The organism is Rhizobium sp. P1_C7, from assembly GCF_056406295.1.
Map to the genome: position 1 here is coordinate 106,402 of NZ_JBFUAL010000008.1, position 13,521 is coordinate 119,922.

General features: G+C 61.7%; 9 protein-coding genes. 7 read left to right on the top strand and 2 right to left on the bottom strand.

Annotated features, from left to right (window positions below; translation table 11 throughout):
• Positions 1-161 precede the first annotated feature (161 nt).
• The 7 genes from AC1D2R_RS14560 to AC1D2R_RS14590 all read left to right on the top strand — a co-directional run bounded on the left by AC1D2R_RS14560 (position 162) and on the right by AC1D2R_RS14590 (position 11,750).
• Entirely contained in the window at positions 162-2,624 is a 2,463-nt protein-coding gene (locus AC1D2R_RS14560) for a glycogen/starch/alpha-glucan phosphorylase (protein ID WP_477967975.1), read from the top strand.
• Positions 2,621-4,828, top strand: coding sequence for a 1,4-alpha-glucan branching protein GlgB (gene glgB, locus AC1D2R_RS14565; RefSeq protein ID WP_477967976.1), 2,208 nt, complete (start codon positions 2,621-2,623; stop codon positions 4,826-4,828). Before AC1D2R_RS14560 ends, glgB begins: the two co-directional genes overlap by 4 nt.
• Positions 4,829-4,848: 20 nt before the next feature.
• The gene (gene glgC / locus AC1D2R_RS14570) at positions 4,849-6,111 is read left to right on the top strand and encodes a glucose-1-phosphate adenylyltransferase (protein WP_477967977.1); all 1,263 of its coding nucleotides are present in this window, start codon (positions 4,849-4,851) and stop codon (positions 6,109-6,111) included.
• 3 nt (positions 6,112-6,114) lie between these two features.
• Positions 6,115-7,557: a glycogen synthase GlgA gene (gene glgA, locus AC1D2R_RS14575; protein WP_477967978.1), complete on the top strand. Its 1,443-nt coding sequence runs from the start codon at positions 6,115-6,117 to the stop codon at positions 7,555-7,557.
• Positions 7,558-7,563: 6 nt separating this feature from the next.
• Complete coding sequence (locus tag AC1D2R_RS14580) at positions 7,564-9,195, top strand: alpha-D-glucose phosphate-specific phosphoglucomutase (RefSeq protein WP_477967979.1); 1,632 nt, start codon at positions 7,564-7,566, stop codon at positions 9,193-9,195.
• A 10-nt stretch (positions 9,196-9,205) separates the two neighbouring features.
• Entirely contained in the window at positions 9,206-11,176 is a 1,971-nt protein-coding gene (gene glgX / locus AC1D2R_RS14585) for a glycogen debranching protein GlgX (protein WP_477967980.1), read from the top strand.
• Between the two features lie 88 nt (positions 11,177-11,264).
• Positions 11,265-11,750, top strand: a complete 486-nt coding sequence (locus tag AC1D2R_RS14590; protein ID WP_477967981.1) for a MaoC family dehydratase — start codon at positions 11,265-11,267, stop codon at positions 11,748-11,750.
• An 18-nt stretch (positions 11,751-11,768) separates the two neighbouring features.
• Here the strand turns inward: AC1D2R_RS14590 and AC1D2R_RS14595 are convergent, their stop codons facing one another.
• Together AC1D2R_RS14595 and AC1D2R_RS14600 are read right to left on the bottom strand one after the other, a co-directional pair.
• Positions 11,769-12,902 (bottom strand): zinc-dependent alcohol dehydrogenase family protein, encoded by a 1,134-nt coding sequence (locus AC1D2R_RS14595; protein ID WP_477967982.1) that lies wholly within the window; start codon positions 12,900-12,902, stop codon positions 11,769-11,771.
• A 96-nt stretch (positions 12,903-12,998) separates the two neighbouring features.
• A complete protein-coding gene (locus tag AC1D2R_RS14600) occupies positions 12,999-13,394 on the bottom strand; it encodes a VOC family protein (protein ID WP_477967983.1) in 396 nt (131 codons plus the stop codon).
• Positions 13,395-13,521 lie beyond the last annotated feature (127 nt).

Genomic DNA, 13,521 nt, shown 5'->3' on the forward strand with positions numbered 1-13,521 from the left:
TCAGCGGCCGGATGCGAGGCTTCGTCAAATTTGACGTTTGCACAATTCACTTGTTGCAACTGCGTAATAAGGGTGCATAAACTGTGGTTTAGTGCGTGAGACCTATCGATTGTAGCAAGCATAACATACTGAAACCCAATCAGATTTGGCGAGGATTGACGATGAACACCGTTGCGAAGCCGACTATCCCCTCCCCCGCGCCGCGCAGTTCAAAGCCCGACATCCTCGCAGAAGAAATAATCGAACGCCTTACCTATCGCATCGGCAAGGATGCCAAGGTCGCCAAGCCGCACGATTGGCTGACGGCAACCATTCTCGTGGTGCGCGACCGCATCATCGACAAGTGGATGGAATCGACCCGCAAGGTCTATGCGACCGGTGACAAACGCGTTTACTACCTCTCTCTCGAGTTCCTCATCGGTCGCCTGATGCGTGATGCCGTTTCGAACCTCGGCCTCATGGAACAGGTTCGCGATGCGCTCGCCTCGCTCGGTGTCGATGTGGCCGTCATCGCCGGCCTCGAGCCTGATGCAGCGCTCGGCAACGGCGGCCTCGGACGTCTCGCTGCCTGCTTCATGGAAAGCATGGCGACGGTGGACGTCCCGGCCTATGGCTATGGCATCCGCTACGTGCACGGCCTCTTCCGCCAGCAGCTCGCCGACGGCTGGCAGGTCGAGCTGCCTGAAAGCTGGCTCGCCCACGGCAATCCCTGGGAGTTCGAGCGTCGCGAGAGCGCCTATGAAATCGGCTTCGGCGGCACCGTTGACGTCGCCAACAGCGCCGAAGGCGAGCCGCGCTACGTCTGGAAGCCAGCCGAGCGCGTCATTGCCGCCGCCTTCGACACACCGGTGGTCGGCTGGCGCGGCAACCGCGTCAACACGCTGCGCCTATGGTCGGCGCAGCCCATCGACCCGATCCTGCTCGACGCCTTCAATGCCGGCGACCACATCGGCGCGCTGCGCGAAAGCAACAAGGCAGAAAGCCTGACCCGCGTCCTCTATCCGGCAGACGCGACGCCCGCCGGCCAGGAGCTGCGCCTGCGCCAGGAATTCTTCTTCTCGTCGGCGTCCCTGCAGGACATCCTGCGCCGCCACCTGCAGCAGTACGACGACTTCACCTCGCTGCCCGACAAGGTCGCGATCCAGCTCAACGACACCCATCCGGCCGTGTCCGTCGCCGAACTCATCCGCCTGCTCTGCGACGTGCATGGGCTGGAATTCGACCAGGCGTGGGACATCACCCGCGGCACGATCGCCTACACCAACCACACGCTTCTGCCCGAAGCGCTGGAAAGCTGGCCGGTGCCGCTCTTCGAGCGTCTTCTGCCGCGCCACATGCAGATCATCTATGCGATCAACGCCAAGATTCTGCTCGAAGCCCGCAAGAGCAAGAACTTCTCCGACACGGAGATCCGCTCCCTGTCGCTGATCGAGGAAAGCGGCGAGCGCCGGGTGCGCATGGGCAACCTCGCCTTCGTCGGTTCGCACTCCATCAACGGCGTGTCGGCGCTGCACACCGAGCTTATGAAGGTCACTGTCTTTGCCGACCTGCACAAACTCTATCCAGACCGTATCAACAACAAGACCAACGGCATCACGCCGCGCCGCTGGCTGCAGCAATGTAATCCTGGACTTACAGGTCTTATCCGCGAGACGATCGGCGACGACTTCCTGGATGACGCTGAAAAGCTCAAGCCGCTCGACAAGTTCGCCACTGACACCAGCTTCCAGGAGAAGTTTGCGGCGGTTAAGAGGGCCAACAAGGTGGCGCTCGCCAATCTTGTCGCCAGCCGCATGGGCGTGAAGATCGACCCGTCGGCGATGTTCGACATCCAGATCAAACGCATCCACGAGTACAAGCGTCAGCTTCTGAACGTCATCGAGGCGGTCGCCCTGTACGACCAAATCCGCTCGCACCCGGAACTCGACTGGGTGCCGCGCGTCAAGCTCTTCGCAGGCAAGGCCGCGCCGAGCTATCACAACGCCAAGCTGATCATCAAACTGATCAACGACGTTGCCCGCACCATCAACAACGACCCGTCCGTGCGCGGTTTGCTGAAGATCGTCTTCGTGCCGAACTACAACGTCTCGCTGGCCGAAATCATGGTTCCTGCTGCAGATCTTTCCGAGCAGATCTCGACGGCCGGCATGGAAGCATCCGGCACCGGCAACATGAAATTCGGGCTGAACGGTGCGCTCACGATCGGCACGCTCGACGGCGCCAATGTCGAGATGCGCGACAATGTCGGCGACGACAATATCAAGATCTTCGGCCTGCGCGCTGACGAAGTGACGAACCTGCGCGCCGAAGGCCACAATCCGCGCGCTGTCATCGAGAGTTCCCGTGAACTGTCGCAGGCGCTGTCTGCCATCAGCTCCGGCGTCTTCTCCCCCGACGATCGAAACCGGTACTCGGAGCTGATCGACGGTATCTACGCGCACGACTGGTTCATGGTCGCGGCCGATTTCGATGCTTACGCCCAAGCCCAACGCGAAGTCGACCAGCTATGGACGGACACGCCGTCGTGGTACGAGAAGACGATCTGCAATACGGCTCGTATGGGCTGGTTCTCGTCCGACCGCACGATCAGGCAGTATGCCAAGGAAATTTGGAGAGCCGGATGAAAACGCCGAAGGCTGCCCCTGACGTCAAGGTTCCCTGGGAAATTTCGACAGACGAGATCGCGGCAATCCTCGCCGGTTCGCATTCCAATCCTTTTGCCGTTCTGGGCATTCACAAATCGGGTAACGCCTACGTTGCACGATGTTTTATTCCCGGCGCCGAAGAGGTGACCGCGATGTCGCTCGACGGCAGCGTCGTCGGCGAGTTGAAGCTGCAGCATCCGGATGGTTTCTTTGCCGGAACCGTGACCGTTTCCAAGCAGCAGCCGGTGCGTTACCGCGCCCGCCGCGGCGATGCCGAATGGGCGGTAACTGACCCCTACAGCTTCGGGCCGGTTCTCGGGCCGATGGACGACTATTATGCGCGCGAGGGCTCGGATCTGCGCCTATTCGACAAGATGGGCGCACACTGGATCAGGCATGAAGGCGCACAAGGCATTCATTTCGCCGTCTGGGCGCCGAACGCACAACGCGTCTCCGTCGTCGGCGATTTCAACAACTGGGACGGTCGCCGCCATGTGATGCGCCTGCGCGCCGGAGCCGGTATCTGGGAGATCTTCGCACCCGATGTTCCGACGGGCGTCGGCTACAAATTCGAGATCCGAGGGCAGAACGGCGTCCTGCTGCCGCTGAAGGCCGACCCCTTTGCAAGGCGCAGCGAACTGCGTCCAAAGACGGCCTCGGTCACCGCGCCCGAATTGTTGCAGGAATGGGAGGATGAAGCCCACCTGAAGCACTGGAGCGAAACGGACAAGCGGCGTCAGCCGATCTCGATCTACGAGGTTCACGCAGGCTCCTGGCAGCGCCGCAACGACGGCACGTTCCTCTCCTGGGACGAAATGGCCTCACGGCTCATCCCCTACTGCGTCGACATGGGATTTACCCATATCGAGTTCCTGCCGATCACCGAACACCCCTACGACCCGTCATGGGGCTACCAGACGACTGGTCTCTACGCGCCCACCGCCCGTTTCGGCGAGCCTGAAGGCTTTGCCCGTTTCGTCAACGGTGCCCACAAGGTCGGCATCGGCGTCATCCTCGACTGGGTGCCGGCCCACTTTCCGACCGACGAGCACGGTCTCGGCTGGTTCGACGGCACGGCGCTCTACGAGCACGAGGATCCGCGCAAGGGCTTCCATCCCGACTGGAACACCGCGATCTACAATTTTGGGCGTACCGAGGTCGTTTCCTACCTCGTCAACAACGCGCTCTACTGGTCCGAGAAGTTCCATCTTGACGGTCTGCGCGTTGATGCCGTCGCCTCGATGCTCTACCTCGACTATTCCCGCAAGCACAACGAATGGATCCCGAACGAATACGGCGGCAACGAGAATCTGGAAGCCGTTCGCTTTCTGCAGAGCATGAATACCCGCATCTACGCCGAGCATCCGGGCGTCATGACCATTGCCGAGGAATCCACCTCCTGGCCGAAGGTCTCGCAGCCCGTCCACGAGGGCGGTCTCGGCTTCGGCTTCAAATGGAACATGGGCTTCATGCATGACACGCTGAGCTACATGAGCCGTGAGCCCATTCACCGCAAGCATCACCACAACGAACTGACCTTCGGCCTGCTTTACGCCTATTCGGAGAATTTCGTGCTGCCGCTGTCGCACGACGAGGTCGTGCACGGCAAGGGCTCGCTGATTGCCAAGATGCCCGGCGATGATTGGCAGAAGTTCGCCAATCTCCGGGCCTACTACGCCTTCATGTGGGGCTATCCGGGCAAGAAGCTTCTCTTCATGGGCCAGGAATTCGCCCAGTGGAGCGAATGGAACGAGGCTGGCTCGCTTGACTGGAACCTGCTGCAGTACCGCATGCACGAAGGCATGCGCCGCCTCGTGCGCGATCTCAACTTTACCTATCGCAGCAAGGCGGCACTGCATGCCCGCGACTGCGAAGGCGAAGGCTTCGAGTGGCTGATTGCCGACGACCATGAAAACTCCGTCCTCGCCTGGCTGCGCAAGGCTCCGGGCGAGAAGCCGATCGCCGTCATCAGCAACCTGACGCCGGTCTATCGCGAGAACTACGCGGTTCGCCTGCCGCTGGAGGGCCGCTGGCGGGAAATCCTGAACACGGATGCCGACATCTATGGCGGCAGCGGCAAGGGCAATGGCGGCCGCGTGCAGGCCGTCAATGCCGGCGGCACCATCGCCGCTTCTCTGACCTTGCCGCCATTGGCGACGATTATGCTTGAACCCGAGACTTGAAGACTGGTGGGAGGAAAGTCATGGTAGAAAAACGCATTCAGCCACTTGCCCGCGATGCAATGGCCTATGTTCTTGCTGGCGGCCGGGGGAGCCGCCTCAAGGAACTCACGGACCGCCGCGCCAAACCGGCGGTCTATTTCGGCGGCAAATCGCGTATCATCGATTTCGCCCTCTCCAATGCGCTGAACTCCGGTATCCGCCGCATCGGCGTCGCCACGCAATACAAGGCGCATTCGCTGATCCGCCACATGCAGCGGGGCTGGAATTTTTTCCGTCCCGAGCGCAACGAGAGCTTCGATATTCTGCCCGCCTCACAGCGCGTCTCGGAGACCCAGTGGTACGAAGGCACCGCCGACGCCGTTTACCAGAACATCGACATCATCGAGGATTACGGTGTCGAGTACATGGTCATCCTTGCCGGCGACCACATCTACAAGATGGACTACGAATACATGCTGCAACAGCATGTCGATTCCGGCGCAGACGTCACCATTGGCTGCCTGGAAGTGCCGCGCATGGAAGCTGTCGGCTTCGGCGTCATGCATGTCGACAAGAGCGACCGGATCATCGACTTCATTGAAAAGCCCGCCAATCCGCCGGGTATTCCCGACAAGCCGGAATTCGCGCTGGCGTCGATGGGGATCTATGTCTTCCACACAAAATTCCTGATCGACGCGCTACGCCGCGATGCTGCCGATCCGAACTCCAGCAAGGATTTCGGCAAGGACATCATCCCCTATATCGTCAAGAACGGTAAGGCGATCGCCCACCGCTTCGCCAACTCCTGCGTCCGCTCCGATTTCGAGCGCGAGCCCTACTGGCGCGACGTCGGAACGATCGATGCCTACTGGCAGGCCAATATCGACCTGACGGCGATCGTTCCGGAACTCGACATCTACGACAAGTCCTGGCCGATCTGGACCTATGCAGAGATCTCGCCACCCGCAAAATTCGTCCACGACGACGAAGATCGCCGGGGTTCAGCCACCTCGTCGGTTGTTGCCGGCGACTGCATCATCTCCGGTGCGACGCTCAACAACAGCCTCCTGTTTACCGGCGTGCGCGCCAATTCCTATTCCAAGCTGGAGGGTGCCGTCGTTTTGCCGAGCGTGAAGGTCGGTCGGCACGCCCAGCTACGGAACGTGGTGATCGATCATGGCGTCATCATTCCGGAGGGGCTCGTCGTCGGCGAGGATCCGGAAATCGACGCCAAGCGGTTCCGGCGAAGCGAAGGCGGCATTTGCCTCATCACGCAGCCCATGATCGACAAGCTGGATTTGTAACAGATGAAAGTTCTTTCGGTTTCGTCCGAAGTCTTCCCCCTGGTCAAAACAGGGGGTCTTGCCGATGTGGCGGGCGCCCTGCCGATCGCGCTGAAGCCGTTCGGGATTGAGATGAAGACACTCATGCCCGGTTATCCCGCGGTCATGAAGGTCATTCGCGATCCCGTCGTCAGGCTGCAGTTCGACGATCTCCTGGGAGAGCCCGCGACGGTTCTGGAAGCCAGACACGAGGGCCTGGATATCCTGGTCCTCGACGCCCCCGCCTACTACGACAGGGCGGGTGGCCCCTATCTCGATTCAACCGGCAAGGACTACCCCGACAACTGGCGCCGTTTCGCGGCCCTCTCGCTGGCCGGCGCGGAGATCGCCGCCGGCCTGATACCCGACTGGCGGCCCGCTATCGTGCATGCGCACGACTGGCAGGCCGCGATGACACCGGTCTACATGCGCTACTACCCGACGCCGGAAGTGCCGAGCGTTCTGACCATCCACAATATCGCGTTTCAGGGCCAGTTCGGCCCGGAGATCTTCCCCGGCCTGCGCCTTCCGCCGCAAGCCTTCTCCGTCGAGGCCATCGAGTATTATGGGCATATCGGCTTCCTGAAGGGCGGATTGAAGACCGCCCATGCAGTCACCACCGTCAGCCCGTCCTATGCAGGCGAGATCCTGACCGCGGAGTTCGGCATGGGGCTGGAAGGCGTGATTGCCAGCCGTATCGAACATCTGCACGGCATCGTCAACGGCATCGACCACGATGTGTGGAACCCCGCGACCGATCCCGTCGTCCACACCCACTATACCGGAACGTCGCTGAAGAGCCGGTCGGCAAACCGCACCGCGATCTGCGAGTTCTTCGGCCTGCACGACGACAATGCGCCGATCTTCTGCATCATCAGCCGCCTGACCTGGCAAAAAGGCATGGACCTCATCGCCGCAACCGCCGACGAGATCGTCGCGATGGGCGGCAAGCTTGCTATCCTCGGCTCCGGCGATCCGGCGCTGGAAGGGTCGCTGCTGGCGGCGGCAGCCCGTCATCCCGGCCGCATCGGCATTTCCATCGGCTACAACGAACCGATGTCGCATCTCATGCAGGCCGGCTGCGACGCGATCATCATTCCGTCGCGATTCGAGCCCTGCGGCCTCACCCAACTCTACGGGCTGCGCTACGGATGCGTGCCGATCGTCGCCCACACCGGCGGTCTCGCCGACACCGTGATCGATGCCAATCACGCGGCACTTGCGGCCAAAGTGGCAACGGGCATACAATTCTCGCCGGTGACCGCGTCCGGTCTGTTGCAGGCAATCCGCCGTGCGCTACATCTCTACGCTGATCAAAAAGTCTGGACCCAATTGCAAAAGCAGGGCATGAAATCGGATGTTTCGTGGGAGAAGAGCGCCGAGCGCTATGCTGCCCTCTATTCAAGCCTCGCCCCGAAAGGCAAGTGACAGAAAATGAACAAGTCCGTACCCACCACGCCCTATCAGGATCAGAAGCCCGGCACCTCCGGTCTCCGCAAGAAAGTTCCCGTATTCCAGCAGCCGAACTACGCCGAGAACTTCATCCAGTCGATCTTCGATTCGCTGGAAGGCTACCAGGGCAAGTGCCTCGTCATCGGCGGCGACGGACGCTACTACAACCGCGAAGTCATCCAGAAGGCGATCAAGATGGCCGCCGCCAATGGCTTCGGCAAGGTCATCGTCGGAAAGGGCGGCATCCTGTCGACGCCGGCGGCATCCCATATCATTCGCAAGTACAAGGCCTTCGGCGGCATCATTCTGTCTGCCAGCCACAATCCGGGCGGCCCGACCGAAGACTTCGGCATCAAGTACAACATCAGCAATGGCGGCCCTGCTCCGGAAAAGATCACCGACGCGATCTTTGCCCGCAGCAAGGTGATCGACAGCTACAAGATCGCCGACTTCCCCGACGTCAACCTCGACCGCATCGGCAAGGACGAAATGCCGGGCGGCATGATGCTGGCGGTTCTGGATTCGGTCGAGGACTATACGGCACTGATGGAAGAGCTTTTCGATTTCGGCGCTATCCGCAATCTCGTGAGCCTCGGCTTCCGCATCGCTTTCGATGCGATGAGCGCCGTCACCGGCCCCTATGCCAAGGAAATCTTCGAAAATCGACTCGGCGCGCCGTCGGGTTCGGTTCGCAACTTCATGCCGCTGCCTGATTTCGGCGGCCATCACCCGGATCCGAACCCGGTCCACTGCAAGGAACTCTACGACGAGATGATGGGAGACGACGCCCCCGATTTCGGCGCAGCCTCCGACGGCGACGGCGACCGCAACCTCATCATCGGTCGCGGCATCTTCGTCACGCCATCCGACAGCCTGGCGATCCTGGCGGCCAATGCCCATCTCGCGCCCGGATATTCCGGCGGTCTTGCCGGCATCGCCCGCTCCATGCCGACATCAGGAGCGGCTGATCGCGTCGCCGAAAAGCGCGGCATCGGCATGTACGAAACGCCGACCGGCTGGAAGTTCTTCGGCAACCTGCTCGACGCCGGGATGGCGACGATCTGCGGCGAGGAAAGTGCCGGCACCGGCTCCAGCCACGTCCGCGAAAAAGACGGTCTCTGGGCCGTCCTGCTCTGGCTGAACATCCTTGCCGTGCGCGGCGAGAGCGTCCAGGACATCGTCACCCAGCATTGGCAGACCTACGGACGCAACTACTATTCGCGACACGACTACGAAGGCGTCGACACCGACGCGGCAAACGGCCTCGTGGACAACCTTCGCAGCCAGTTGGCCACGCTGCCGGGAAAGACTTTTGGCACGCTGAAGGTCGAAGCGGCCGATGATTTTGCCTATCACGATCCTGTCGACCGGTCGGTCAGCGAGCATCAGGGCATTCGCATCCTGTTCGAAGGCGGCTCGCGGGTCGTTTTCCGCCTCTCCGGCACCGGCACGTCGGGCGCCACGCTGCGCGTCTATATCGAGCGCTACGAAGCGGATTCCAGCCGTCACAACATCGAGACCCAGGAAGCGCTTGCCGATCTGATCGCAGCGGCTGAGGACATTGCCGATATTCGCAGCCGCACGGGGCGCGACGCGCCATCCGTTGTGACCTGACCGGAGCGACATGGCGGCGAACCATTCGGGGCAAGGCGGGGCGGTCATCTTCGAAACCGGCGTCGATTTCGCCGTCTGGTCGCACCATGCCACACAGATCGAGCTTTGCCTGTTTGACGATGGCGACAAGGAATTCACCCGCCTGCGGATGGGGCGGGGCGATGATCACGTGCATCGCCTTTTCGTCGACGGCCTGAAGGAAGGCACGCGCTATGGCTATCGCGCCGACGGTATCTACGCCCCGGACAACGGTCTTTGGTTCGATCCGTCCAAACTGCTTGTCGATCCCTATGCCAAGGAGCTCGACCGGCCGTTCCGCCACGACCCGCTGCTCGGCACCTTCGGCGCGGACACCCGGCATCTCATGCCGAAGGCGATCGTGACGCGCGATGTGTATGTGAAACCTCAAAAGCCACTCTTCAGGCCGGGCGGCTTCATCTACGAGGTCGCGGTCAAACCCTACACGATGCTGCACCCCGACGTGCCAGAGGCACAACGCGGGACCGTGGCGGCGCTCGCCCATCCATCCGTCATCGCGCACCTGAAACGCATCGGCGTCGATGCTGTCGAACTGATGCCCGTTACCGCCTGGATCGACGAACGTCATCTGCCACCGCTCGGCCTGACGAACGGCTGGGGCTACAACCCCGTCGCCTTCATGGCACTCGATCCGAGGATCGTTCCCGGCGGCATGGCGGAACTGCGCGAGACAGTGGCCAAGCTCCACGCCGCAGGCATCGGCATCATACTCGATCTGGTCTTCAACCACACCGGCGAGAGCGATCGCAACGGCACCACGCTCTCGCTGCGCGGGCTCGACAATCTCTCCCTCTACCGCCACCTTCCTGATCGTCCCGGAGAACTCGTCAACGATACCGGCACCGGCAACACGGTTGCCTGCGATCATCCCTATGTCAGGCAACTGATCATCGACAGCCTCCGCCATTTCGTTCTAGGGGCGGGTATCGACGGCTTCCGATTTGATCTTGCTCCGGTCCTCGGCCGCACCGCCACCGGTTTCGAGGCGCATGGTGAGACCCTGGCGGCCATGCTTGCCGACGACGTGCTGGCCGATCGCGTCATGATTGCTGAACCCTGGGACATCGGTCCCGGCGGTTACCAGCTCGGCAATTTTCCGGCTCCGTTCCTGGAATGGAACGACCGCGCACGCGACGACCTGCGCTGCTACTGGCGCGGCGATGTCTACAAGACCGGGCCGCTCGCCTCTGCCCTTGCCGGCTCCTCCGATATCTTCGCGCGCAACGGCGCCATCGCGACGCGCAGCGTCAACTTCCTCGCCGCCCACGACGGCTTCACGCTGAAGGACCTGGTCTCCTACGACGGCAAGCACAATGAGGCGAATGGCGAGGAAAACCGCGACGGCCACAACGAGAACCACTCGTGGAACAACGGCGCCGAGGGAGAAACCCGCTATCGCGACATCATCAGGAAACGCCGCGACGACGTAAAGGCGCTGCTGTCGACCCTCTTCGTCACACGCGGCAGCGTCATGCTGACCGCAGGAGACGAAGGGGGCCGCACCCAACGCGGCAACAACAACGCCTATTGCCAGGACAACGACATCACCTGGCTCGACTGGGAAGCCCTGGACGACGAGTTGATGGCTCACACCGCGTTTGTTTCGGCGCTGCGAAAACGCTTCGAGGTGTTTTCGCAAGCCTCGTTCTTCTCTGGAAAAGGCGATGTGGAATGGATTTCGCCGTCCGGCCAGTCGATGACGGTGTCCGACTGGGAGACGCCCGACTTTCCGGCGCTGGGCATGGTTCTCTCGACCGTCGACGGCAGCAATCGCAAGAGGGTGCGGCTCGCCCTGCTCTTCAATCGCTCCGCGACGAAGCGGACATTTTCACTGCCCGGAGAGGGCGCATCCTGGCGTCGGCTCTCTGCCGGCGGGACGCAGAAAAGCGTGGAGCAGGCCATCGTGCCGCAACGCTCCGTCGCATTCTATCTGGAAAATTAACCCGCTTCATGGTTGCAACAAAATCCTTGTCGCAATCGTCACAATGCCGTTGTATGGCTTTGAATAGCGGCCTTTTCATGGGGAATCAATGGTTAAGGAAATCTCGCTCGCGGACGTACGTGGGCTGATCGGCACTGAAACCGGCCTCTCGGACTGGATCGTTGTCGACCAGACCATGATCGATGCCTTTGCCCATGCGACGGACGATCACCAGTTCATCCATGTCGATCCGGTGCGCGCCGCAGAAAGCCCTTTCGGTGGCACGATTGCGCATGGCTTCCTGACGCTCTCGCTCCTCTCGACCATGAACTACAATTGCCTGCCCAGGGTGCGCGAGCAGACCATGGGCATCAATTACGGATTCGACACCGTCCGGTTTGTCGCTCCGGTCAAGGTAGGAGCCCGCATCCGTGGTCACTTCATCCTCTCCGAAGCCCGCTTCCGCGGCGCCGGGATGCTGATGACGACCTACGACGTGTCGATCGAGATCGAGAACGAGAGAAAGCCGGCACTGACGGCCAAATGGATCACCATCATCCAGTTCGACCCGAAGGATCGGCCGGAAAACGCCTGAAGCGCGGTCGCCCGCCAGTCAGTAGCCCGCGTCAAAATCAATCACGTGCCTGATGACACGGCCCTCGTGGAGCAGGTCGAAGGCCTCGTTGATCTCGTCGAGCGGGCCGGTCGACGACAACAGCCGGTTTACCGGCAGTTTCCCTCTCCTGTAGAGCCCAATGAAGCGCGGGATGTCGCGGCTCGCAACACAGCCGCCGAGATAGCTGCCGAGAACGCGTCGCTCTTCGGCAACGAGGCTGACCGCCGGAATGACAATCTTGCTCGATGGGCTAGCGAGCCCCGCCGAGGCCGTGGTGCCGCCGCGCCTGGTAATAGCGTAGGCAAGATCGAAGGCTTTCACCGATCCCGCCATCTCGAGCGCATGATCGACCCCGCCCTTCGTCGCCTCACGGACTTGCTCGACGACGTCATCGCCTGCAAGAAAGATATCGGTCGCCCCGAGGGATACCGCCATCTCGAGCTTGGCCGGCATGAGGTCGACGGCAATGATCCGTTCCGCCCCGGAAGCGACAGCGCCCATGACAGCCGCAAGCCCGACGGCGCCGAGACCGACCACCCCGACGGTCTGTCCTGGCTGCACCCGGCACGTGTTCACCACTGCGCCGACGCCCGTCAAGACGGCGCAGCCAAACAGTGCCGCCTCGGCCAACGGCAGATCAGGGTCGATCCTGATTGCCGAGCGGCGTGAGACAACGGCATGGGTAGCGAAGCCGGAGACACCGAGATGATGGTGCACAGGCACCTCATCGCAGCTCAGTCGCCGGGCACCGGATAGCAGTGTGCCCCTGCCGTTCGCCTCGGCGCCGGGAACGCACAGCGCCGGACGCCCTTCCACACAGAAAAGGCAATGGCCGCAACTCGGCATGAAGCACATCACCACCCTGTCGCCGGGAACGAGATCGTCCACACCGGTACCCACCGCCTCGACGGTCCCTGCCGCCTCATGACCCAGCGCCATCGGTACGGGGCGCGGTCGATCGCCATTGATGACGGACAGATCGGAATGGCAAAGACCGGCAGCACCGATCCGCACGAGGATCTCATCCCGGCCGGGTGGCGAGAGCTCCAATTCTTCGATGGAAAGCGGTTTGCTCAGCGCAAACGGCGGCGAGACGGGTGATTGACGCAGTACCGCAGCACGGATTCTCATGCACTCCTCCCCAAACTACGGGCAGGATAGCCGCCCGACGCAGCCCGGGGCAACACGACTTTGGTGGAGAGCGTCTGAATGCGCAACCCGCTACCCTCAGGGCGCGCCATTCACTTCGATGACGTTTCGATCCGGATCGAGCAGAAAGGCTTGCGGGAACCCCGCAAGACCATTGCGGTTGACGACCAGCCGCCAGGGATCGCCTTCAACGGCATCCTCGCGGAAACCCTTTGCGGCCAAGCTGCGGATCACCATCTCGAAATCTTCCGTTCGAAGAGCGAAATGCGTATCGGCGCTATCGATGGACGCCGTCTTTCGGAAGCTACCGTCAGGGTTGACGATGATGTGGAGTTGCAGCGTCCCACAAGCGAACCAGGCGCCCGGAAAAGGGAACGGCGGCCGCTCGATCTGCCGGAGACCGAAGACACCGCTGTAGAAAGCAACGGACCGTGCCAGATCCGCGGTGACAATGGAAACGTGATGCAGCATCATCGCAAGGAGTCCCCCGGATCGTAGGCAGAGTGTGCGCACCCGGAAGCACCGCAGATTAGGGCCAGCAACCCGCCGTGACAAGCCAGCAATGGCATGCATGCGGAAGGTTTGAGGTCGCAAAGGCCAA

Bases quoted from the DNA above. Each gene is read 5' to 3' on its own strand.
- glgX (WP_477967980.1), top strand. From the start codon at position 9,206: ATGGCGGCGAACCATTCGGGGCAAGGCGGGGCGGTCATCTTCGAAACC.
- AC1D2R_RS14600 (WP_477967983.1), bottom strand. From the start codon at position 13,394: ATGATGCTGCATCACGTTTCCATTGTCACCGCGGATCTGGCACGGTCC.
- AC1D2R_RS14595 (WP_477967982.1), bottom strand. From the start codon at position 12,902: ATGAGAATCCGTGCTGCGGTACTGCGTCAATCACCCGTCTCGCCGCCG.
- AC1D2R_RS14560 (WP_477967975.1), top strand. From the start codon at position 162: ATGAACACCGTTGCGAAGCCGACTATCCCCTCCCCCGCGCCGCGCAGT.
- glgA (WP_477967978.1), top strand. From the start codon at position 6,115: ATGAAAGTTCTTTCGGTTTCGTCCGAAGTCTTCCCCCTGGTCAAAACA.
- AC1D2R_RS14590 (WP_477967981.1), top strand. From the start codon at position 11,265: ATGGTTAAGGAAATCTCGCTCGCGGACGTACGTGGGCTGATCGGCACT.
- glgB (WP_477967976.1), top strand. From the start codon at position 2,621: ATGAAAACGCCGAAGGCTGCCCCTGACGTCAAGGTTCCCTGGGAAATT.
- AC1D2R_RS14580 (WP_477967979.1), top strand. From the start codon at position 7,564: ATGAACAAGTCCGTACCCACCACGCCCTATCAGGATCAGAAGCCCGGC.
- glgC (WP_477967977.1), top strand. From the start codon at position 4,849: ATGGTAGAAAAACGCATTCAGCCACTTGCCCGCGATGCAATGGCCTAT.